The following is a 24046-nucleotide window of genomic DNA, read 5'->3' on the forward strand; positions in this document are numbered from 1 at the left end:
AATCACGACCTTTTAACCCCTGTTGATTCACCTCACACCAACAAAAAGGAGCACACCATGTTCTTCGACCAGCTCGCCAACTCCCCCCGTCTTTTGATCGAAGCCGACCTCAAGCCCATTCAGGGCCATCGCTTCCAGCCAACCGGCTTCCCGGATCTGGGCGCTGCTACCTACCAGGCCCCCGACGGCACCCAGATGCTTCTGGTGGAGTCGGCCCAGAGCGTGGCTAACCGCCTGGAGACCACTGCCTGGGATGAAGGGGCCAATGATCTGGTTGAGCCCCTCAAAGGGCTGCCCTACGTCAAGTCTGTCATTAAGGACGGCGTCGAAACCAATTCGATTCTGGAGGCACATCGTCTAAATTCGCCCTACATCGTCAAAAGCGACGGTTTTAAAACCATCAAAGATGAGATTGGCTTTAACGGCCAACATCCTTTCGATCGGCGCCGACTGATTGCGGTGCTGGCGAAGTACGACTTCAACAGTTTGTTGCATGGTATTTTCCTTGAGAAGGTCGGCGGTACGGTTCGGCTCCCTCGTGTCGTCAGCGGGTTCATTGAAGCGCGCAACGTTGGCGTGGCGGCCTACGGTGGCGTGAAGGTCGACCGGGTGCAACCTGGCACCAAGGGAGATGAAAAAACCACCCCTTACGGCAAAGCTAAAGAAGGGTTTGGTAACGTCCCTTACCACCGCGAAGACTACACTGGGGAGGTCACGGCCTACTTCAACCTCGATCTGGCGCAGATCCGTGGTTACGGGCTTGGCCAGGCTGGTGAGGAGCTCCTGATTGGACTGGCGCTCTACAAGATCCAGCGTTTCTTGCGTGAGGGGCTTCGTCTTCGTACCGCCTGCGACTTTGACGTCCAAACTCTGCGTGTGACGCGGCCCGAAGGCTACAACCTGCCGGAGATCGCTCAGCTGGAAGAGGCGATGCCGAAGCTGATCGAGGCCGCCTCCGATCTCTTTGCCGACGAGCCCGTTACTGTCGTTCACTTCAAGAAGTGAGAATGCCCATGACCAGCCAACTTACACTGGCGTTGCGCTACACTGCAGGGCATGTGCACGCCACCCCCTGGGACCGTCAGGTCAATGAGGGGGTGGTGGAGTGGCCGCCATCGCCCTGGCGTCTGTTGCGCGCGCTGATCAGCGTGCGGCACTTCAGCGCCCGCGACGAGGTCTCTGAAAAGGAGCTCGGCGAGCTTGTGGATGCCTTGAGCCATACAGCCCCCCTCTGGCAGCTGCCGGAGGTGGTGCAGGCGCATACGCGTCATTACATGCGTATCGACGAAAAGCGGCCTTATGAGAACTCTACGACCAAGGTCTTTGACAACTTTCTCGTTGTTGACCGCGACGCGATCGTGATCGCCCATTGGCCCGATGTTGATCTCTCGCCAGGCGCGCTGGACGCGCTCGATACGTTGCTGCCTCGCATCGCCTATCTCGGTCGTGCGGAGTCCTGGGTAAACATTGAGCGTCTCTCCACGTTGCCCGAAAACTTCGCGCCTAACGCCGGGCCTGCCGGCGCGTTTGAAGCGTCGGTGGGCAGCGAGTCGTCGCGTCAGCTGATGCCGCTCACTCCTGACGAGCTCAGCTACTGGCGCGAGGGCTACCGCGAGGCGATGCTTCAACGTCAGCTTGACGAGGATCGTCAAAAAGCCATCGCGAAGGGCAAAGACCCCGAGAAGGTCAAGCTCTCCAAAAAGAAACGTCAGAATATTGAGGACGCGCTCCCTACCTCGGTGGTCGGTGTGCTCAGCGCCGAGACCGATGTGTTGCAGAAGGCGGGCTGGAGTCAGCCCCCGGGCTCGCGTTGGGTGGATATCGTGCGACCACCCATCAAGAGCTGGCTGCCGCCGAAGGTGCCAGCGCCAAAAGTGATGGGTGCGCCGACGGTGGCGCGTTACGCCGTGGTCAGCCAGGTGCCGCCTCGCCTGACCACCGCGCTTTATCAGTGCGAAAAACTGCATAAGGCGCTGGCCAGCCGCACCGACGACAACATCACGCTCACCGGTGTCGATGCGCTGGGGCGACCGCTTAAGGGGCATCAACACGCCTTTGTGTTCGCGGAAGCCAACGACCCGGTCACCGACCGTATTACGCACCTCAATGTCTGGGCGCCTGCTGGCTTCAATGAGCAGGCCCAACGCCGGGTGCTGGACAGCGTACAGCGCCTCTGGGGCAAGGATGGCCACGATCTGCAGCTGATCTTGCTGGGCGTGGGTACGCCGGAGGACTTTGGTGGATTCAACGCCCGCGCCGGTCAGGCTCCTATCTATGGGGAGTCAAAGGTCTGGCGTTCGCTTACGCCTTTTGTGGGCACGCGCCATCCCAAACGCCGCAAATCCGGTGAGCCGAAGGTGGATGCGCGCGGGCTAACGATCGGCGGTGATGCGCATGACTTGCTGCGCCTGCTCAAGCTCCAGGGCTTTCCCGAGGTTAAGAGCATTGCGCCACTGGACGCGCTGAACATCGCCGGGCGTAAGGTGCGCTGGCTGGAGTTCGCGACCCGACGCTCGCGTGGCGGCGGTAAGCGTGGTCCGAACCACGGCGCTGGCTTTGCGATCGAGTTTGCCGAGCCGGTGCGCGGTCCGATCGCAGTGGGTTACGGCGCCCACTTCGGGCTGGGGCTATTCAGCCCGGTGGAGGTGACCGGCTAAGTTCAACGATGTGGGGGGATGGTCTTTGACAGTGCGTACGTAGGGAACAGACACGTGACAACCGGTCTGATTCACTACGTACACAATAGCAATCGGGGCGGGGGCCCGGGTTCGGCGTCAGACAGGAGAGGTATGCGATGAGAAGTTCCTTCGACGATCCTTTGCAGCTCCGGGCGGTTAACGCTCATGTCTTTTGCCCGCGACTTTTCTGGCTGGAGTACGTGGCCGGAGAGTTCGTGGATAATGCCCACACTCTGGAGGGCAGCCATGTGCATCGCCGGGTTGATCAACCCGGAGGGTCCATGCCCGCACCCCAGGCTTCGGATGAGGCTTCGAAGAATAAGGGTGATGACCCGTGGCACACCCGCTCGCTCTGGCTCAGCGACGATACGTTGGGGCTCACCGGCAAGCTCGATCTGGTGGATCTTGTCGAGGAGGGCCGGGTGATGCCGGTCGATACCAAGAAGGGTAAGCCCACCCGGGACGGTGCGCTTTGGGAAGCCGATCGCGCTCAGCTCACCTTGCAGGCGCTCTTGCTCAAGGCGCAGGGCTATCAGGTGGCGTCGATCGCGGCCTGGTACCACGGAAGCCGCCAGCGGGTGGTCGAAGCGTTAACGCCAGAGATGGAGACCTGGGCGCTGGGGCACGCGATGTCTGCGCGTCATACGCGTTCGCTCGATAAGCCTCCGGCGCCCCTGGTGGATGCCCCCCAATGCCGCGGGTGCTCGCTCAACGGGGTGTGTCTGCCCGATGAGGTCAACGCGCTTACTGGTGGCGGCGAACATGAGGAGGGAGAGATCCGTCGCGTGTTGGTACCGGACCATGACGCGGTGCCCGTATACGTCACCGAGGGTGGGACGAGGGTCGGTCTTAAACAAAATATGTTGAAAATCACGCCGCGTCGGGGCTCGGAGATGAAACCTGCGGAGGTGGGGCTTGGCGCGATGAGTCAGCTCAACCTGATGGGAGGTGTGCAGATCACCACCCAGGCGATGCAGGCGCTCCTTCGCAGGGATGTGCCCGTGAGTTTCTTCTCGTATGGCGGCTTTTATTACGGACGCACGCAGAGCGCGACGAGCCGCAACGTGAGGGTGCGCATCGCGCAGTTCAAGCATGCGGACTCCGAGGTGGCGCTCAGCATCGCCCGGGCGTTGATCGCCGATAAACTCTACAACGCCCGGGTCTTTTTGAGGCGCCATCTGCCCGAAGGGCCGGAGTCGAAACGCGCGCTGCGCAAGCTCACGCGCATTCGCAAGAAGGCGGAGAAGGCCGAGAGTGTCGAGCAGTTGCTGGGTTATGAAGGGGAGGGCGCGCGTCAGTACTGGGCCCACTTCGACGCCTTAATGCAGGGTGCCGATGAGGCCTGGGCGATGCAGGGGCGTAATCGCAGACCTCCGCGCGATCCTGTGAATGCGATGCTTTCTTTTGGCTATGCGTTGCTCGTGAAAGATGCGCAGCTGGCCGTGGAGGCCGCCGGGCTGGATGCTTATCTGGGCGTTTATCACACCGCGCACCACGGTCGTCCTTCGATGGCGCTGGATCTGATGGAGCCTTTTCGGCGGCTGATCGTGGATTCGGCGGTGTATCTGATGGTGCGCCGCGGTGAGGTGAGCCCTGAGAACTTCGTGCGCAGTGGGCAGGCCGTGGCGATGAAGACCGGTGCACGCAAAGCGCTGATCGCCGCCTATGAGCGGCGGATGGCCGAGAGCGTGATTCACCCTCTTTTCGGCTACGCGATCTCCTACCGACGCATCATCGCCGTTCAGGCCAGGCTGCTCGCACGGGTGCTCACCGGAGAGATTGCAGCGATGCCGAATTTTCGCACGCGTTGAGTTCCATGTTTGGTGACGCACCGTGTGTGCAACGAGAGAGGAGAAGCCATGACCTCGACAAAAGTACGTCTCTTCATCATCACCTACGACATCACGGACGATAAAAGGCTGCGCAAGGTCTTTGAGTATCTCAAGCAATGGGGCCAGCACGTGCAGTATTCGGTCTTTGCCTGCGCGCTGGGACCGACGAGCCTGGCGACGGTGAAGACGGAGCTCGACGCCCTGATTCATCATGACGACGACCAGGTGCTCTTTTTCGATCTGGGAGCGGAGGCCAGCCGGGCCCAGCGGGCGATCGATTATCTGGGCGTGCCTTTTGGACCCAAACAACGCAAAGCGATTGTGCTCTAAAACCAAAAGAGCCGGCTCCTGGTGAGGAGCCGGCTCTTCCATATAAATCGCGTGCGTGGGCGTATCAGTTCATATCACGCAGATCGTGGGTGCCGGGCCGGGCTGGCTCGACCGCTGGTTTTTCGTCGGTGAGTGGCGCAGGCACCGGGGCCGGCTCGTCGCCTTGAGTCGGATCAAGAAGTTTGACGTCCGCCTTCGGGCCTCCTTCCAGATGTTTATCACCGACGTCGGGCTCGGTGGTCTCTTCCGAGCTCGTGCGCGTTTTACGGGGCTGCGCCTGAGCCTGCGCATGGTTCAGGTTGGCCAGCAGCCGGCGCTTATCGTTCTCACTCAGGCTGGAGAGCTCCACGACGTTGACCAACGAGGTGGTGACTTTGATCCATTGGAAACGCGCCTGACGAAGATCGCTGGCGCTGATCCGGGTGGTATCATCTTCGCCCTGGAGCTCGGCACGACGTGCGGTCAACACGTTCATGCGCTGCCCGATCGCCACGTATTCGTCGACCAGCGCGTTGAGATCTTCGCCATCGAAGAGTACCCGGCCCAACGTGTCGCGCAGCGGGGCGTCAAGACGATCTTCGACGCGCAGCGCGTGGCCCGCCTGATCGCGGTAGGCGCTGTTGATCACGCTGAGACCATCGGGAAGCACCACGGCGCGAGCGGTCTCAATGGGGCGTTGTTCACGAGGCGTCTGGCAGAGATGCGCCGCGAAGGTGAACCCCGCGTCCAGCGCGCGGCAGATCGCGTTGTGACGCTCGCTGCACTCTTTGAGCTCATCGCCAATCTCCTTGAGCTCACGGGCGCACTCTCCCTCCTGACGGGTCAGAAAGATCAGGTCGCGGTTGGCGGCTTCGATCGGGGCGATAAAAGGCGCCACCATCGGATCGCTCTCGAAGATTTTGCGTTTCTCCGGGCTGTTCAAGAGATCCTCAAACACGGCGATCATCGACGGGCTGTTCAGGTTGGCAAGCGACATAAAAATCTCCTCAGGTGTCGTGTCTTACCAGGCTCCACGCGAACCTGTGATGGCAAGACGAGAGTTTGGGTAACTTCGCACACAGAAAACACCGGACCACCCGACGCTTTCGTCTGTGCGAAGCGACTGCTCTCGGTCCCCCGATACGACATGAGGCTACGCGTTGGGTTCACGCCAGATGAGGATCTCCATCACATCCAAAAGATCCGACCGACAACGCGTGTATAACGGCGACATCCCCCCAGGTATAGTGGGGGCACCACCCTGCTTTCGCAGCACTCTAAGAACCGAATGATTAAAACGTGCCAGAACTCCGATCCACGGTCAACGCGATGAGAGCTGCCAGCTGAGATGACCGCCTCAGGCGTCATCTTTCCCATTCGGCTCTGAGCGTTGAGTGGTTGGAGGAGGATAAAAGGTGCCTGAATGCGTGCGATGCATGTGCGGGAGGAGAACCACCCTATGCACGATACCCTCAGACAACTCTCTAAGGTGGCTGAACGTGGCCCGGGCCACCTTGAGAGACCTCGGCAGGTCGTACGTTTCGTCCGAGGGTATCATCCGTGACCTCTGGGAGGTGTTTGAAGAAGGAGCGGGGTATGTGTGTGGACCTCCGGGAGGTGTCAAAAGTAGTCCGGGGCATCAAGAAGGACCTCTGTGAGGTGTTAAAAGAAGGCGCGGGGTACGTGTGAGGACCTCTGAGAGGTGTCAAAAGTAGTCCGGGTCATCGAGAAGGACCTCTGAGAGGTGTTAGAAGAAGTGGCGAGGTATGTGTGTGGATCTCCGTGAGGTCTCAAAAGTAGTCCAGCGTATTGAAAAGGACCTCTGGGAGGTGTTTGAAGAAGGCGTCGGGTATGTGTGAGGACCTCTGAGAGGTGTCAAAATTAGTCTGGAGCATCGAGAAGGACCTCTGTGAGGTGTTAAAAGAAGGCGCGGGGTATGTGTGAGGACCTCTGTGAGGTGTCAAAAGTAGTCCGGGTCATCGCCAGGGACCTCTGGGAGGTGTTTGAAGAAGGGGCGGGGTATGTGTGTGGACCTCTGTGAGGTCGAAGTATTAGTCCGGGGTATCGAGAAGGACCTCTGTGAGGTGTTTGAAGAAGACCGAGCCTACTTTGTGCAGCCGCGAACGTTATTTGGCCCGAAGCGTTGCCAATGATACTGACTCTCTCGGGTGCGTCGACGTCGACATATCCATAGATCCTGACGGTTTGGTGAGATCAGTCTTTGCCAACCTACCCGCAGACATCGCCGCGCCGGAATAGTACGACGACATCGCTCCCGCCGATCGTGCCGCGAGGTGATTCGGTCTGGACCGTGGCGACCTGCTCTGGCATGACTTCAGTGCCAGATCGTGCTTATGCAAGAGGGCGTAAGTAACCCCATACTGTTGCGAGCGTCGATGTGGTGAGAAGATCCCCGGTGATGCTCGTTTTTCGGGGGTAAGTGCTTGTTTTTTAGACGTCTTTTGATACACTGAAAGGCATGGAAACACTCCCTTCCCATAGCACGAACCCCCTGGATTTGAGCGATGCTCGCAAACGCATCTGTCTCGTCCAGTGCTGGCGCGGTGATCGGACAGACGCCCCTTCCGCCTCCTTCGGGAGGCGGCCCCGTTGAAGCTCGTCCGCTCGAAGCAGGCCGGGGTGCCCTGTGCCGACCCTTCCGCCTCCTTCGGGAGGCGGCCCCGTTGAAGCTCACTCCAAGAAAGTGTTGTCCTCGAGCTGTTTAAACCTTCCGCCTCCTTCGGGAGGCGGCCCCGTTGAAGCGCACGCTGGTGACCGCTCCCGTGACGCCGAACGACGTGCCTTCCGCCTCCTTCGGGAGGCGGCCCCGTTGAAGCTAGAGAATGAGATTGAGCCACCCGATGGCCCATTCTCGCCTTCCGCCTCCTTCGGGAGGCGGCCCCGTTGAAGCGATTCTTGCTCGATCACCAACCTTCCCTTTGAAGATGCCTTCCGCCTCCTTCGGGAGGCGGCCCCGTTGAAGCATATTAGCATCACCCCCAATTAGACCCATTTCTACCAGCCTTCCGCCTCCTTCGGGAGGCGGCCCCGTTGAAGCGTCGACGGGCATCACCACGATCTCCAGCGCGTCTTTGTCCCTTCCGCCTCCTTCGGGAGGCGGCCCCGTTGAAGCGCTTCCCGGCTCTCGCCGGCGGTGGTCAGGTTTTTTCAGCCTTCCGCCTCCTTCGGGAGGCGGCCCCGTTGAAGCAGAGGATTTAGATATTTTAGAGGAATTCGATTGCGCGCATCCCTTCCGCCTCCTTCGGGAGGCGGCCCCGTTGAAGCTCGGCCAACCAGGCCGCCGAGGCGCTGGGGCTTTTGGCTCCTTCCGCCTCCTTCGGGAGGCGGCCCCGTTGAAGCGACCCCGAGGCTTCCAAGATCACAGTGGTGATGGGCCTTCCGCCTCCTTCGGGAGGCGGCCCCGTTGAAGCACCCGATCGCGCGCTTTCGAGGTAGAAGTTTTTGCGCCTTCCGCCTCCTTCGGGAGGCGGCCCCGTTGAAGCCACGCGCAGACCGAGCGCGCGGGCGTAGACGCGTTCGGCCCTTCCGCCTCCTTCGGGAGGCGGCCCCGTTGAAGCCTCAGCCATGTCGCCATAGACCTGCTTGCCGTGGCTGACCTTCCGCCTCCTTCGGGAGGCGGCCCCGTTGAAGCGCGGGTGGCAAGCTGAGTTCATGGGATCGGGTATCATTCCTTCCGCCTCCTTCGGGAGGCGGCCCCGTTGAAGCACCCCTTAACGCTTTACCCCCTACCCCTGGAACCACGATCCTTCCGCCTCCTTCGGGAGGCGGCCCCGTTGAAGCACAGCCATCCTCCGCACGGCGGGGGAGCGGGACCGGCCCTTCCGCCTCCTTCGGGAGGCGGCCCCGTTGAAGCAGCAGTGCAACCGCACCCAGCTCGACCCTTTCGCACGCCCCTTCCGCCTCCTTCGGGAGGCGGCCCCGTTGAAGCGTAAACGCCATCACCGACACGCGGGCCTCGGAGTGGACCTTCCGCCTCCTTCGGGAGGCGGCCCCGTTGAAGCTTGTGTGATTTCCGACCACTCTTATACACCAAGTCCCCCTTCCGCCTCCTTCGGGAGGCGGCCCCGTTGAAGCTGTTCGCATCGGGAGCAGAAGAGGCGCAGTTTCTGGCCCTTCCGCCTCCTTCGGGAGGCGGCCCCGTTGAAGCTTACGCGGCAGCTTATCCTCCTGCTCCCATCTCGCCACCCTTCCGCCTCCTTCGGGAGGCGGCCCCGTTGAAGCCTGAGCGCTCCGGTCTGGCCAGAACGACGGTCAACCGCCTTCCGCCTCCTTCGGGAGGCGGCCCCGTTGAAGCGATTGGGAGCGGGCTTTTATGGCCGACACCCGCCTGCCTTCCGCCTCCTTCGGGAGGCGGCCCCGTTGAAGCGGAGATCCTGCCCGAACTGAGCGCCCTCGCCGGTAGCCCTCCTTCCGCCTCCTTCGGGAGGCGGCCCCGTTGAAGCCCTGACAATTTCGCTAGCATCTCTGCGGAATCGTTTTCGACCTTCCGCCTCCTTCGGGAGGCGGCCCCGTTGAAGCTGGCCGTACACGATCGCCTGCGCCCAGGGGTCGCGAATGCCTTCCGCCTCCTTCGGGAGGCGGCCCCGTTGAAGCACGTCCGCGAAAGCCGCGCCCGGACTGTATCGAGTCCCTTCCGCCTCCTTCGGGAGGCGGCCCCGTTGAAGCATCCCGATCGTCGCCGGGGTTGGTGGGGTATGGCTCCTTCCGCCTCCTTCGGGAGGCGGCCCCGTTGAAGCCTGGAGTTATCCCGATAACCCTATATGTTGATCATCCTTCCGCCTCCTTCGGGAGGCGGCCCCGTTGAAGCCGATGGTGCCGATCTCCTTGTGGACGCATCCTGCGGTGCCTTCCGCCTCCTTCGGGAGGCGGCCCCGTTGAAGCAACGGGCTTTCGTGAGAGAAGAATTTGTGATTGATTTTCTCTACCTTCCGCCTCCTTCGGGAGGCGGCCCCGTTGAAGCAGGTTGCTCTTGTTGGGGCGATGGTCGCCCGCAGCAACACCGCCTTCCGCCTCCTTCGGGAGGCGGCCCCGTTGAAGCGCGTGAGGACCAGGCTCTCTCCGATGTACGCTTCTGCCTTCCGCCTCCTTCGGGAGGCGGCCCCGTTGAAGCGAGGAGTTCGGAGATCCGCGTCACTTCATCCCGATCGTCGCCCTTCCGCCTCCTTCGGGAGGCGGCCCCGTTGAAGCCTCCACGCGTAGAGCACCGGCGAGCGCGACCCGAGCCACCTTCCGCCTCCTTCGGGAGGCGGCCCCGTTGAAGCAAGCGCCACGTTCCATGAGGGCTCGCACGGTGCATGAACGAGCCTTCCGCCTCCTTCGGGAGGCGGCCCCGTTGAAGCAGCAGCTGGCGAACGTCCGCGAGGGCTGGGTGCCTGAGCCTTCCGCCTCCTTCGGGAGGCGGCCCCGTTGAAGCTTGTTGGCCTCCAGCATCTCGCGGATCGCCTTGAGGCTCCTTCCGCCTCCTTCGGGAGGCGGCCCCGTTGAAGCAGGGGCGCGCGACCATCCAGGCTTATGCCGATGTGGCCCTTCCGCCTCCTTCGGGAGGCGGCCCCGTTGAAGCTATCTGTCAGGTCACTCATCAAAGGCCATCATCGTAGTCCTTCCGCCTCCTTCGGGAGGCGGCCCCGTTGAAGCCTCGTGCACACCGGGGATATTGCCGAGACGCCCCGCGACCTCCTTCCGCCTCCTTCGGGAGGCGGCCCCGTTGAAGCGGGCACGACCACACCGCCGGCGCGTGGTCGGACGTGCCTTCCGCCTCCTTCGGGAGGCGGCCCCGTTGAAGCTCACTGAGCGCCTGAAAGCACCCGTCGACGCGCTCGGCCTTCCGCCTCCTTCGGGAGGCGGCCCCGTTGAAGCCTGGCAGGATGGCCCCGAGAAGAACGCCGAGGAGGCCCGCCCTTCCGCCTCCTTCGGGAGGCGGCCCCGTTGAAGCTGACCCTCGCCCTCACCATCGCAGGCGTCCTATGTCTGCCTTCCGCCTCCTTCGGGAGGCGGCCCCGTTGAAGCCCGGCCGACTCCGCGAGGCGGAGCCCGGCGTAAACACGCCTTCCGCCTCCTTCGGGAGGCGGCCCCGTTGAAGCTTTTTGCAACCTGGGCAGCTTCCTACAAATTTTTTATCCTTCCGCCTCCTTCGGGAGGCGGCCCCGTTGAAGCCAAGACCCGAGCGACAAGGTTCTGCGCAGCCTGCCCGCCTTCCGCCTCCTTCGGGAGGCGGCCCCGTTGAAGCTGAGCGAGGCCGGGCGTCAGGGCGACATTGAGGCGGGCACCTTCCGCCTCCTTCGGGAGGCGGCCCCGTTGAAGCAGCGACCAACTCAAGCTTGAGTGATGGCGTAAAATACCCTTCCGCCTCCTTCGGGAGGCGGCCCCGTTGAAGCCCGAGCTCCGAGGCGACTTCGAGGAGTTCAAGGCCGACCTTCCGCCTCCTTCGGGAGGCGGCCCCGTTGAAGCTGCTCGATGGTGTTGACCCACACAGTGTGTGGGTCTCCTTCCGCCTCCTTCGGGAGGCGGCCCCGTTGAAGCAGCACGGAAATCGCCACCATCAGCAGACTGGACGGCCCTTCCGCCTCCTTCGGGAGGCGGCCCCGTTGAAGCAAAGATGTGCTTATGCCGTTTCCGTTGTTAACTATATGCCTTCCGCCTCCTTCGGGAGGCGGCCCCGTTGAAGCCAGGGAATGGCCGCCGATGGGGCGAAGATTGCGCTGTCCTTCCGCCTCCTTCGGGAGGCGGCCCCGTTGAAGCTCCGCACTCTGGGCGATGCGCTCGCGAATCTTGTCGGCGCCCTTCCGCCTCCTTCGGGAGGCGGCCCCGTTGAAGCGCGATCACTCTTCTTCTAGGGGCTCAATTGAGAAGCCCCTTCCGCCTCCTTCGGGAGGCGGCCCCGTTGAAGCCCTCGCAGCAGTGGTCGGAGCTCGTCGCCGTCGTTTCCCCTTCCGCCTCCTTCGGGAGGCGGCCCCGTTGAAGCAAGCTCTGCAACTTCGGTGACCATCTTTTGCATTTCCTGCCTTCCGCCTCCTTCGGGAGGCGGCCCCGTTGAAGCCTGATTACGCCATACTCTTCACTGCTTGGTCTAGTGCTCCTTCCGCCTCCTTCGGGAGGCGGCCCCGTTGAAGCGAGTTCGATCTCGGTGAACAGCGTCCCTCCTCTTGTCCCTTCCGCCTCCTTCGGGAGGCGGCCCCGTTGAAGCCTGACAGACATGTCATAAGTGCCATCCGCTAACTGCACCCTTCCGCCTCCTTCGGGAGGCGGCCCCGTTGAAGCGTCGACCACCGTGGGCAGGCGGTATCGCTTAATCGTCCCTTCCGCCTCCTTCGGGAGGCGGCCCCGTTGAAGCAACTCGAACCCCTCGTAGGTGGCCCCGAAACTCTCGCCACCTTCCGCCTCCTTCGGGAGGCGGCCCCGTTGAAGCATCGCCGCGACCTGCTCTTTGGTCAGGCTGGTCGTCTCGGCCCTTCCGCCTCCTTCGGGAGGCGGCCCCGTTGAAGCGAGAGCAGCAGCTTGCCTCCCTTCGCAAAGTTGGGGGCCCTTCCGCCTCCTTCGGGAGGCGGCCCCGTTGAAGCGACCTCTCCATCCTCATCTTCGCGTGCCCACACTTCTCCTCCTTCCGCCTCCTTCGGGAGGCGGCCCCGTTGAAGCTCGTATATCTCGGCGACACGATCGTAGGGCATGCCCACCTTCCGCCTCCTTCGGGAGGCGGCCCCGTTGAAGCGCGTTGGCGTCAGACGCTTTGCCGCCTTTCTCAACCTCGTCCTTCCGCCTCCTTCGGGAGGCGGCCCCGTTGAAGCCGGGGCGTCCTTCTTCTTCGGCGCGGGCTCGGGCGCCCTTCCGCCTCCTTCGGGAGGCGGCCCCGTTGAAGCTGAGTTTGAGAAAGTCCGACCGGACCACTGAGGCCGCCGCCTTCCGCCTCCTTCGGGAGGCGGCCCCGTTGAAGCTTCTAAGATTTTCGTTCTGTGTACCCACATCTACACTCCTTCCGCCTCCTTCGGGAGGCGGCCCCGTTGAAGCAAGGGGCTTGGCCTGAGTCTGCATCTTCGCAGCCGTCCTTCCGCCTCCTTCGGGAGGCGGCCCCGTTGAAGCGGCCAGCGCAAGCAGGAGATCAACATCACCTACGATTTTCCTTCCGCCTCCTTCGGGAGGCGGCCCCGTTGAAGCACCGGTCGCTATCTCCACCTGCCCGTCGATCTCCGCTTCCTTCCGCCTCCTTCGGGAGGCGGCCCCGTTGAAGCGCCATTATCGCCTCAGATATGCGGAGTGGCCGACCTTGAGCCTTCCGCCTCCTTCGGGAGGCGGCCCCGTTGAAGCCTGAGCTCGTGCCCGAGGGCGACGGTCACACCTACCTGTCCTTCCGCCTCCTTCGGGAGGCGGCCCCGTTGAAGCAGCGCGTCGTGCGCCCGTCTCTCCGAGCCGGGGTAGCGCCCTTCCGCCTCCTTCGGGAGGCGGCCCCGTTGAAGCGCCTTCACGGCCGGTGTCGAGTTGATCAGCGTCGTCACGCCCTTCCGCCTCTTTTGGGAGGCGGCCCCGTTGAAGCTGTTGATCTGAAACCTCTCAATTGGGTCCAACGATACCTTCCGCCTCCTTCGGGAGGCGGCCCCGTTGAAGCGTCGCGTGGTGCAACCGTTGGTTGGGCAACATCTGGCCCTTCCGCCTCCTTCGGGAGGCGGCCCCGTTGAAGCGGCGCAGGCGTTTCGCGTTACGCTCATCATAGCGGCCCCTTCCGCCTCCTTCGGGAGGCGGCCCCGTTGAAGCTCCCCCGAGGAACGCCTCGTGATGGTTTCGACCCACGAGCCTTCCGCCTCCTTCGGGAGGCGGCCCCGTTGAAGCGGGCATAACATGGACTCGTCGGCGACGGACATCGTCAACCTTCCGCCTCCTTCGGGAGGCGGCCCCGTTGAAGCTCCCCCGAGGCTGTATTCACACCCGGCAGCTTAAGAGTTCCTTCCGCCTCCTTCGGGAGGCGGCCCCGTTGAAGCAGCGCCAACCAGGCAGCCGAGGCGCTGGGCCTTCTCGCACAGCCTTCCGCCTCCTTCGGGAGGCGGCCCCGTTGAAGCGCTGTTGGCAAACATGTCGCGCGGCCTCTCCACGCCGCCTTCCGCCTCCTTCGGGAGGCGGCCCCGTTGAAGCGGTTGGGTTGCTCTCTTACACTAAGTAATAGCAGGTGCTCCTTCCGCCTCCTTCGGGAGGCGGCCCCGTTGAAGCCCATTAGTTCACCTCCGCTTCTAAAATTTCTTCGACTGCCTTCCGCCTCCTTCGGGAGGCGGCCCCGTTGAAGCCGTTAGGAGGGGGGATCTCCATACCTACATAGTCTGCCTTCCGCCTCCTTCGGGAGGCGGCCCCGTTGAAGCGGCGTGCGTCTTGTAGAGCGCGACCGCCGACTGCACCCCTTCCGCCTCCTTCGGGAGGCGGCCCCGTTGAAGCCTGAGTCAGAGATGACGCCTTGGGAAATAGTCTCCAGCCTTCCGCCTCCTTCGGGAGGCGGCCCCGTTGAAGCGCCGTTGCAGTCGGGACAGGTGCCCAGCATCAGCTCCCCCCTTCCGCCTCCTTCGGGAGGCGGCCCCGTTGAAGCTTCATCGCCCGATACGTCGGGTCGATGTCGCTTGCCCCTTCCGCCTCCTTCGGGAGGCGGCCCCGTTGAAGCCCCCGTCAGCGCCGCCTTGAGCGACTGCTGGCTGCACCCTTCCGCCTCCTTCGGGAGGCGGCCCCGTTGAAGCCTAAAGGGAGTTAGCGATCAAACTGACGACTATTTGCCTTCCGCCTCCTTCGGGAGGCGGCCCCGTTGAAGCCATCCTCACCGCGTCGAAAGAATGAAGCGTGTTCTTCCTTCCGCCTCCTTCGGGAGGCGGCCCCGTTGAAGCACTTACACGACCTTAGAGGAACTCGCCGCTAACGCCGTTCCTTCCGCCTCCTTCGGGAGGCGGCCCCGTTGAAGCACGTCGCCTCCTCTTCGTCTCAGTTGCCGCGAAATAGATCGCCCTTCCGCCTCCTTCGGGAGGCGGCCCCGTTGAAGCGGGGAGCGGAAGTACGGAACCCGGCTCCACTCATTCAATCCCTTCCGCCTCCTTCGGGAGGCGGCCCCGTTGAAGCTGCACCGTCATCGCGGGGAGCTGGATCGTGCGCTTGCCTTCCGCCTCCTTCGGGAGGCGGCCCCGTTGAAGCGCCCCCATGATCCTAACAGACCATGGGGGCTTTCTTCCTTCCGCCTCCTTCGGGAGGCGGCCCCGTTGAAGCTCAATGGCAGCCTTGATCTTGCGATACTCTTGCGGATCGACCTTCCGCCTCCTTCGGGAGGCGGCCCCGTTGAAGCGCGCTGTTTATGGCATGGAATTCAGAATGCCGTGTGAGCCTTCCGCCTCCTTCGGGAGGCGGCCCCGTTGAAGCACGTGGTGTTTTCCGCGCTTGCCGACGGGCTGGAGAACCTTCCGCCTCCTTCGGGAGGCGGCCCCGTTGAAGCACCACCGTATCTATCAGAACGGTGCAGTGACGGGAACCCTTCCGCCTCCTTCGGGAGGCGGCCCCGTTGAAGCGTGTCTAAAGTTACGGGCAGACCTTCGGGGGGCTCCACCCCTTCCGCCTCCTTCGGGAGGCGGCCCCGTTGAAGCGACTACTTGACCCTCCGCGGGTCCGACCCCGTGGAGTACCTTCCGCCTCCTTCGGGAGGCGGCCCCGTTGAAGCAAGAGTCGATCTTCGTCGCGTTCGACGTCGCCCGGTGGGCCTTCCGCCTCCTTCGGGAGGCGGCCCCGTTGAAGCCACTGGTCGCGAGACCCTCGCAAGAGCAAGGCATGGCGCCTTCCGCCTCCTTCGGGAGGCGGCCCCGTTGAAGCTCATCATTCCCGAAAGTGTTCCGGCTGCAACCCGGGCTACCTTCCGCCTCCTTCGGGAGGCGGCCCCGTTGAAGCGAGGCGCTGGCGGAGCATGAAGCGGAGTTCGTCGTTGACCCTTCCGCCTCCTTCGGGAGGCGGCCCCGTTGAAGCTCGCGTGGTGCAACCGCTGGCTGGGCAACATCTGGCGGGCCTTCCGCCTCCTTCGGGAGGCGGCCCCGTTGAAGCATGCGCTGCTTGCTCATGGTGCAGACGCCAACCTTCCTTCCGCCTCCTTCGGGAGGCGGCCCCGTTGAAGCTTCTGAACTTCCCATTATTTTTGCATTACGAATATCGACCCTTCCGCCTCCTTCGGGAGGCGGCCCCGTTGAAGCTCGTGATCTGATATTGCCCCTGCGCCGTGGCCTTGCGCCTTCCGCCTCCTTCGGGAGGCGGCCCCGTTGAAGCTGCACCGGCGTGGAGCGCAAGCCCGCCGCGCTGTTCGCGCCCTTCCGCCTCCTTCGGGAGGCGGCCCCGTTGAAGCCCCTCAGCCAGGAGCGTTTCGAGCTCAGGTCGAATCACCCTTCCGCCTCCTTCGGGAGGCGGCCCCGTTGAAGCTAATCATGCCAGTACAGGTTGAGGCACCAATCTGAGCCTTCCGCCTCCTTCGGGAGGCGGCCCCGTTGAAGCGAAAGCAGCTCGCCGCTAAGGGCCTTAGCATTGGTGATGCCTTCCGCCTCCTTCGGGAGGCGGCCCCGTTGAAGCCCGTCGACGGTCACGTCGTACTCGGCGTTGAGCGTGGTCCTTCCGCCTCCTTCGGGAGGCGGCCCCGTTGAAGCCGGAGGTACAGTTTTTCGTCTTCTTCCGCGAGTTCGGGGTCCTTCCGCCTCCTTCGGGAGGCGGCCCCGTTGAAGCCTGCTAATCCGCAACCCAGAGAACGGTGCGGTGCTCTCCGCCTTCCGCCTCCTTCGGGAGGCGGCCCCGTTGAAGCACGGCAAATTGATCGAGCGATCCGGGATTGTGATCGACCTTCCGCCTCCTTCGGGAGGCGGCCCCGTTGAAGCGGATACTACCTCCTCTTCCCCCAAGCGAAGCTTAAGAACCTTCCGCCTCCTTCGGGAGGCGGCCCCGTTGAAGCACGACTCATCAGATCCGACATTCTGTACCTCATTAAACCTTCCGCCTCCTTCGGGAGGCGGCCCCGTTGAAGCTCGTTGGACGGGAATAGCCCTCCAACAAACAACACTCCCTCCTTCCGCCTCCTTCGGGAGGCGGCCCCGTTGAAGCCCCGCGTCGATGCGGAACGCGCCGTCGCTGGTCAGCTCCTTCCGCCTCCTTCGGGAGGCGGCCCCGTTGAAGCCCGCAAAAAAAACCGGAGGTGCGCACGGTGTGCGATTAAGCCTTCCGCCTCCATCAAAAGGCGGCCCCGTTGAAGCTAGCCTGGGCAGGCTGACGTAGTTTTTCTGGCAATTGAACGGGTTATGACTCTCCGTCGTTAAGACACTTCAACTTTTGAATCAAAAAGCGTATCGATAGCCTCAAAGAGTTGTGATAAACAGACGCCAATATCATCCTGGTGCCCTATCAGGGGGAGCGTTGTGCCGTACCGTATTCAACACCTTCTTAGGCGAATTTATGAGTTCAAAGGCGTGCTCAGGTCGGGTGTGGGTCGGGCGCTCGTCGATCGCTGGAACGTCGTGGTGGGATGGGGCGTCCAGATGCCAGTAGTGACTCGCATCTATGGAATAAATCTAAGAAAGGGGCTCGGATGACTCAGCGCACGTACACCGTCAAAGCGCTCTCCAACCTCTGGACGGGCACGGCTCGCGTCAAAAAGAAGTACAACAAGAGGACACGGCGCAACGAACTGGTTGATGTTGTCGATTCGAGCCGACTCATCACCACCGGGCTCCTCGGCTCGATCCGTTGGTGGTACGAGGTCGTTGCACGCGGTCTCGGCGGCAAGCCCTGCGACCCGTCGAACACGAAGTGCATCGACCGCAAGCATTGCGTGGTCTGCGAGTTCTTCGGCTGTACAGGCTGGGCTCGGAAGTTCCGCTTCGACGTGCTCGACTTTGAAACTGACGCTGAGGGCCAGCCCCAACAGATCAAAGACGCTGAGGGCCAGCTCCAACAGATCAAAAAAGACAAGTCCTTCACGCTGCGCTTCACGCCCCTGCGAGCGGTCCGCGACGAGGAGTGGGCGCTACTCGACCTGACGTTGCGGCTCATCGCCGAGCACGGTGCCATCGGTGGGAAGACGGTCTTCAAGCCGACGGAGGAGAACGAGCGCAAGAACGAGGTCCACCACCAGGATTTCGGAATTATTGCGCTCGAGGCGTCCTATGGAGTCGCTTCGGCAAACAAGGCAACACTCGAAGCCTACGCACGCGACTCCTGCTGGCGGAACGCTTCGCAAAGCGGCGTTACGTGGGCGAGCCTCGAGAACTTCTGGTCGGTGTCGGGACAGTATCTCGCGCGCCAGGATGTCCACCGCAGCACTTTCAACAAGGTGATCGGGCGAAGCGAGCCGAAAAGCCAGAAGGGCAATGGCGATTCGTGGTTGGCGGGCCGTCGTGCAGGACGTGGAAAGCCTGGAGAGAGCAAAAAGGTCTTCAGCTTCCGAGAGCCGCCGCGGACCTTCGGTTTCGTCAACCCGAAGGGTGGCAATGACGCCATCACGCTCGACACGATCAAGCTGCGTCTGGAGAAAGCATGGGGAAAAGGAAGCGTCGACGACGAAAAGCTCCTGACCGGGCCGGAGATCCTCGGCGAACTGCTGAAAGTGGAGGAGACGTGATGGTCTACGATTATTACGCGAGCTTACACGGCCCACAAATCAATCCATCGGCGAAGACCGCACCGGACCTCGTCTCTGGTATGGCCGACGAGTGCCTTGTCTGGCCGACCAAAGGTGACAAAAGTCGCGAGGAATTCCGGCGCACGTACCAGCAGCAAGCCAAAAACATCTCAGCCTCGTTCCCCGACGACCTGAAGCTCGACCCGGACAGTACTCTTACCGTGCCAGGCTGGTTCGCTCTCACGGTCCAATTCACCTTGCAGACGCCCTGGTACTCCAGGGACGACCGTCCCTTCCACGTTCTCGACAACCCGCTTCGCAAGGACCGTGTCTTCGGTGTCCCCTTCATGAGCGCGGCGAGTTGGAAGGGGCTTTTGCGGTGGGCGTGTCGTATGGAGGCCGGGCTCCTCGAACACCTCGAAAAGCACGACAACCTGTTTCGAGGCTGGCAAGACCCGGACTGGATCGTACACCTCTTCGGCAACGAGAAGGGAGAGGACGAAGACTTCGAGCGCGGGGCTCTGGCCTTTCGTCCCACCTGGTTCGACAAGGTCGGGTTCGAGGTAATCAACCCCCACGATCGGAAGCGACGCGCGGGGAAAAATCCAATCGTTTATGAGGTCGTTCCCCCAGGCACCGGCGGCATGCTCCGCCTCGTTTACTTGCCGCATCCTGGTGAAGCCGCGCCGACCGACACGTTCAAGAAGCTCTTCGACGCCATTGAGAAGCTGCTGACGGTCTACGGGATCTCGGCCAAACGCACCGCCGGTTGGGGACTCACCAACGAGTTGAAATGGGAGCTCGCGGGTCTGGGTGGAACAAAACAAGAGACCACGGCTGCCGATGCCTGCCGACAGGTCGATGACGTTCGTTTTGCGGGGGCACCATGAGCACGACCGATCCGCTCCAAACGCTGCGCGATCATCGCGCCGTGCTGCTGGCGTGTGAGGCGCTCGGCTGGTTCCATATGGCCGGCAAGGCGCACCCGGACTTCTTGCGAGGTCACGGCGGCCAGAGCAACGCCTACAAATATAAGGAGTGGTTCTCGGCGCTGAATCCAGATATCGACGCGCAGCTCAGTTGGCTCTCGTCCACTGTCTTCGCAAATGGTTGGCCTTCCTCACTAACATCGTTCTGGAGCGACTTCGACGAAGGTAGGTCCAAAAAGAATATTGTCGGGCTTCTCCAGGCTGCTCACGCGATGGCGTCGGGTATTGAAAAAAACCACCCGAAGAATGCAAGTGGCTATCTCGGACAGGACGTCACTCATATGTGGCGCACCTCACCCTTTGGGCACCCCGAGCGCAACCTGTTAGCTCAGCCTCCCGCAATTCTGCAGCCGAGAGGTCTTCAAACCATTGTAGATGAGATTGCGCGCATACTGGACAAGCTCTCTCAGCTGCATAGCTCCTCATGCGTCGATGTTGCGCCATGGGCTCAATGGCGCGAAGACGCGATCGGCGCCGGAAGCGTCACGCGACAAGCATTCCTCGACACGCTCGCCGAGACTCGCGTTCCCAACAACGACGTGACGCTCTGGGACCAATCTTTCGTAGCGGCGGCGTTATTCAAGAGCGCCGTTGCCGGCGTGATGCTTGCCAGCAACATGAACTGGCAAGATTTAAAAAAAACCACGCGCTGGCGCGTGCTCACGGTGGGCGTAGGCACCAAATATTATGAAGACCGCGCAGTACGCATTGGAGATTGGGCAGGTGCTCACGCGCAGATTGAGCGCTTCTTCGATGACGTCTGCCGCCTCATCGAGGTGGACCTGGCGCTCGGGGGGCTCGTCTACCGCGACGGTCAGACCCTTGCGTTCACGTTCCCGGGCGAACGTATGGATGGTGGTGCAGGGAGCGTCAGCGATTCAGAGGCCGACGATATCAAGAAAGCTCTGGACGAGGAGATCGATCAGCTTGGCCAGTACCTCGACACCCCGCCCATCGTTATGATGTCAGAGTCGACGCGATCGTTTATCGCCATGACGACTCAGCTACAAGAGGCTCGCCACGCCACCCGCGTCCCGTTGCATCGCTCGTGGAGTGTCCCATCAGCGTTACGTACGGATCGTAAAGGTTTTGAGCGCGAGATCAAAAACGGCCACACCTGCCCGGTATGTCTTGTGCGACGCAACGGGGATTGGAGCGACAAGCAAAAGACATGCACGTTGTGTGACAAACGGCGGCGAGGTCGGTTGCGCGCCTGGCTAAATGACGATGTCCAGCAAGACACGATCTGGATCTCGGAGGTCGCCGACCATAATGATCGCATGGCGCTTCTGACGCTAAATCTCGGTATCGACGGTTGGCTCGACGGTAGCGAGATCGATGGGATGCGCGCGCAATCGATAGCGGATTGGCGTAACAACAAACCGGTGTTGAAAAACAGGGCAAACCCTATCGAGCCACAATATCCAATGAGGTCGATGGTGGCGGAGCTTACGGCCAGGGTTTCCGTCTTCGATAAGGAAGAACCTTTAATGAGGGGACTTCAAGACGGATTCCAGCACGACTCCAGCTGGGAAGACTTCTTCGGGAAAGTCGTCGAAGACCGCTCTAGTGCTCCAAAATGGTTGAGTTTGTCTGACCGCGACAAGGCGGCTTGGCTCGCTCACCAGCTCTTTCGCAAGAACGCATCGCCGGGTCGCGTTCACCGCTTCTGGAAGAGCGCCGAGGCCTTCTTTCAACAACTCTTAGGCATGATACGCGAGCGCGCGAGCGCGCATGAAAACCGCTGGCGCGTACGTCGCCTCGTGGTGAAGGCCACCCGGGCGGACGGTGGATCATGGAATGATCGGGAAACCTATCATGCCACTTGGCGTGAGGCGCCTCTCGGTCTTGTGTATCGGCAATCCACCAATGATTTCGTGACCATCACCAATCTTGCGCGTTGTTTCGACGCAGCGGAGAGCTGTCGTGTCCTCGACGGTCAACAGATCGAGGTGACGAGCGACACCTCGAAATCGCCCGTCTCGATGATCATCACGGCAGTCGAGGAGAAGATTGGCCATTTGGGCATCTACCAGCCAATCATCCCGCTTGAGTTGGGCCCCCGGCGCTTTCGCGTGCTGCTCCCGCTCGAGGTTGCCGATGAGGTAGCGCGCGCTGCCGCGACCCTGTGGGAGGAGCAGTTCGCGCGGGTCTGGTCGCGTTTGCCACTTCGGGTAGGGCTGGTCGCGTTCCCCCGGATGACGCCCTTCCAGGCTGTCATTGAGGCAGCCCGTAATATCGAGGATGATTTGAAGCAAAGTGAAGAGACATGGCGAGTCGCTGATGTGCGGCGTCGCGATGGTGTCGCTTGCGTGCGCTGGGTCCGGCTCGACGGTGAGTCGGAGCTGACGTGCACGCCTACGCGGCTGCCTGACGGGCGGGACGACGCGCACTATCCCTACCTCAGCATAGAGGGTGGGGGCCTGCGTGCCCCCCGCGACTTCCAGCACCCTGACGGGCGAGTGTACCGACACGTGAGCGATCTCCGCCCAGGGGATGGCGTCCGAGTCCGGCCCTCCCGCCTGTCGAACGTCTTTCTCGACAGCACGGCGCGTCGCTTTGCGCCCGCTGAGGTATGTTACCTCTCCGAAGTCCATGAGCGCGCTGCTGTCTGGGAGCTGGTGCGCGATGTTGCGCCCAGCATGAGCGCGCTGCGCGCTGCGCTGCGCGCGATCGAAGACGCGCGTGACCGCTGGCTCTCGGAATCATCCACGCGCGACGCGCAGGAGACCTGGCTCGTCTTCGTCCGCGCCGTGCTTCACGATCAACTCGGGGCGAGGGGCGCCGCTTTGGATTCCCTCGTCGATGCTGCCCGCACGGGCGTCTTGCTGCGCGCTCTGCGCTGGCAGCTTCAAGTCCTCAAACAGAACCTGGAGGCCAACGATGACTAAGCATAAGAGTTTCGAGGCCCACCGGGTCTATGGGTTTGCCGTCGATCCGATCCACGTCGGCACGGGCGGCGCCCGCCTCGGACGAGTCGACAACACGATCGTGCGCGACCCGGTGACACGCGTCCCGAAGATCCCCGGATCGAGCCTCGCTGGCGTGTACCGGACCTACGTCGCGATGCAGACGGACGGCAAGTACCCTGACTGTGCGGGCCAGGGAGGCCACTGCGGCCAGCCTGACTGCCCGGTATGCATGTGTTTTGGGTTTGCGAAGAGCACTGGCGGCGGTTTCGCGGGGTTGGCGGGGTTCAGCGATGCGCATGTGGTGTTTTTCCCCGTGCCCACGCGAAAGGGCCCGCGCTGGATCGCGTCTCCGTCGAGTCTCGACAAACCCGAGATGGCCGGTGTCGGGGATGACAAGGCACACACGGCAGACGACGCAGGTGCCCCCTTGAACCTCGGATGGCTTCTGCTGCCCGGCGCCTCGATGCCCGAAGCGGCAAAGCAAGCCATCAACGCGCTCACCTGCGTACCGCAACATATTCGCAATAGTGTGGTCATTGTCACCGACAAGCTCTTCAGCCACATCGTCAACAGCAACCTGGAGGTCAGGACGTCGGTCTCGATCGATCCGGCGACGGGTGCTGCCGAGGATGGCGCGCTCTTCACCTACGAAGCGATTCCTCGTGGCACCGTGCTTGCGTGGGACATCACCTGCCGGAATCCGGGGCACTTTAAGGTTGGCGGAAAGGAGGTGAGCGCCGCCACCGACATGACCCAGGTCTTTAAGGAGACCGCCAAGGCCCATGAGCTTCTTAAACACCTCGGCATCGGCGGGATGGGAACACGGGGCATGGGGCGGCTGAGGGTGCCCTCACGAGCAGATGAGAGCGACTCCCCGGACGCGAGCACTGAAGGAGGCAAGTGATGGAGATCCTCGATATGAAGTGCGCCGAGTTGGGTCAGAAGCTCGTGGCGAACAAGGCCGTCAAAGAAACATTGCTGACCGATGTGATCGGGGTGCTGGAGGAGCAGGGGCTCTACGCCGCCTTCCTCTTCTTAAAATCGAAGAAGAACAAAGACGGAGCAAACGAAGTCTATAGTAAATCTTTCGAGTTCCTGCGAACGACGCCCACGGCGTCGCCCCTGGTCGCGTCGAAAGACGGCGGCAGCGATGCCCTCGGCCCAATCAAGGAGCTCTCGAAGGACCTCGACAACTTGTTGCTGGCCCGCGAGCTGGTACGTCAGGCCCTCGTCTACGCACGTTATCACGCCAAAGCGAGGTGACGATGACCTGGACGCTTCACCGCTGGACGTGGGTCCTCGAAGGGCCACTCTTTGTCGGACATGTTCCCGCTGGTTCCCTCAACCGTTGCCGGCTCTACATCCCTGCGCGAGCGGTCTGGGGTGCCATGACAGCCGAAACCGCGCGCCTCGCGGCGGAGGAGGCTCCAGAGTACAAAGATATCGGCGATGTTCTGCAAAGCGACGCGCGCTTCACCTACCTCTACCCCGCCCAACACACGGAGCGGAGCTGGGTTGCCTGGCTCCCGCGCTTCGACGAGGATGGTCTTTGTTGGCAGCGAGAGGATGGACGTGGCGAGCCTGTTGCGGACCGTGCCTTTCGTCGTCGCCTGCTTTCGACGCGTCCCGGCACGGCGATCGACCCGACCTCTGACTCCGCGGCCGAGGGTTCACTTCGTGAGACGGAGTGCGTCTGTGCTCGATGGCGTGGGGA

At 62.3% G+C, this 24046-nt stretch carries 10 protein-coding genes and 1 CRISPR repeat array; of the genes, 9 read left to right on the top strand and 1 reads right to left on the bottom strand.

Annotation, left to right across the window (positions count from 1 at the left end):
• Positions 1–57: 57 nt before the first annotated feature.
• The 4 genes from cas7g to cas2 all read left to right on the top strand — a co-directional run bounded on the left by cas7g (position 58) and on the right by cas2 (position 4840).
• A complete protein-coding gene (gene cas7g / locus FRC96_RS12175) occupies positions 58–1005 on the top strand; it encodes a type I-G CRISPR-associated RAMP protein Csb1/Cas7g (protein ID WP_146974759.1) in 948 nt (315 codons plus the stop codon).
• A gap of 8 nt (positions 1006–1013) precedes the next feature.
• Positions 1014–2657: a type I-G CRISPR-associated protein Csb2 gene (gene csb2, locus FRC96_RS12180; RefSeq protein WP_230470187.1), complete on the top strand. Its 1644-nt coding sequence runs from the start codon at positions 1014–1016 to the stop codon at positions 2655–2657.
• A gap of 137 nt (positions 2658–2794) precedes the next feature.
• Positions 2795–4489, top strand: a complete 1695-nt coding sequence (gene cas4g/cas1g / locus FRC96_RS12185) for a CRISPR-associated endonuclease Cas4g/Cas1g (protein ID WP_146974761.1) — start codon at positions 2795–2797, stop codon at positions 4487–4489.
• Between the two features lie 48 nt (positions 4490–4537).
• Positions 4538–4840, top strand: a complete 303-nt coding sequence (cas2, locus tag FRC96_RS12190; protein WP_146974762.1) for a CRISPR-associated endonuclease Cas2 — start codon at positions 4538–4540, stop codon at positions 4838–4840.
• 64 nt (positions 4841–4904) lie between these two features.
• Here the strand turns inward: cas2 and FRC96_RS12195 are convergent, their stop codons facing one another.
• Positions 4905–5816, bottom strand: coding sequence for a hypothetical protein (locus tag FRC96_RS12195; RefSeq protein ID WP_146974763.1), 912 nt, complete (start codon positions 5814–5816; stop codon positions 4905–4907).
• Between the two features lie 1584 nt (positions 5817–7400).
• A CRISPR array of direct repeats spans positions 7401–17067; the repeat unit is 36 nt; unit sequence CCTTCCGCCTCCTTCGGGAGGCGGCCCCGTTGAAGC.
• Positions 17068–17399: 332 nt separating this feature from the next.
• Between FRC96_RS12195 and cmr1 the strand changes: the two genes are divergently transcribed.
• From cmr1 to FRC96_RS12220, 5 genes are read left to right on the top strand one after another with little or no spacing between them, the layout of a single operon-like run.
• Positions 17400–18431 (top strand): type III-B CRISPR module RAMP protein Cmr1, encoded by a 1032-nt coding sequence (gene cmr1 / locus FRC96_RS12200; RefSeq protein ID WP_146974764.1) that lies wholly within the window; start codon positions 17400–17402, stop codon positions 18429–18431.
• On the top strand, positions 18431–19321 hold the full coding sequence (locus FRC96_RS12205) for an RAMP superfamily CRISPR-associated protein (protein WP_146974765.1): 891 nt from the start codon (positions 18431–18433) through the stop codon (positions 19319–19321). The genes cmr1 and FRC96_RS12205 overlap by 1 nt, the downstream gene beginning before the upstream one ends.
• Positions 19318–22311, top strand: a complete 2994-nt coding sequence (locus tag FRC96_RS12210; protein ID WP_146974766.1) for a CRISPR-associated protein Csx11 — start codon at positions 19318–19320, stop codon at positions 22309–22311. The genes FRC96_RS12205 and FRC96_RS12210 overlap by 4 nt, the downstream gene beginning before the upstream one ends.
• Positions 22304–23236 carry an RAMP superfamily CRISPR-associated protein gene (locus tag FRC96_RS12215; RefSeq protein ID WP_146974767.1) on the top strand — a complete coding sequence of 311 codons (933 nt, stop codon included), beginning with the start codon at positions 22304–22306 and terminating at the stop codon, positions 23234–23236. Before FRC96_RS12210 ends, FRC96_RS12215 begins: the two co-directional genes overlap by 8 nt.
• Complete coding sequence (locus FRC96_RS12220; RefSeq protein ID WP_146974768.1) at positions 23236–23595, top strand: hypothetical protein; 360 nt, start codon at positions 23236–23238, stop codon at positions 23593–23595. Before FRC96_RS12215 ends, FRC96_RS12220 begins: the two co-directional genes overlap by 1 nt.
• Positions 23596–24046: the final 451 nt, after the last annotated feature.

The sequence above is a fragment of the Lujinxingia vulgaris genome (assembly GCF_007997005.1).
Taxonomy (GTDB): domain Bacteria; phylum Myxococcota_A; class Bradymonadia; order Bradymonadales; family Bradymonadaceae; genus Lujinxingia.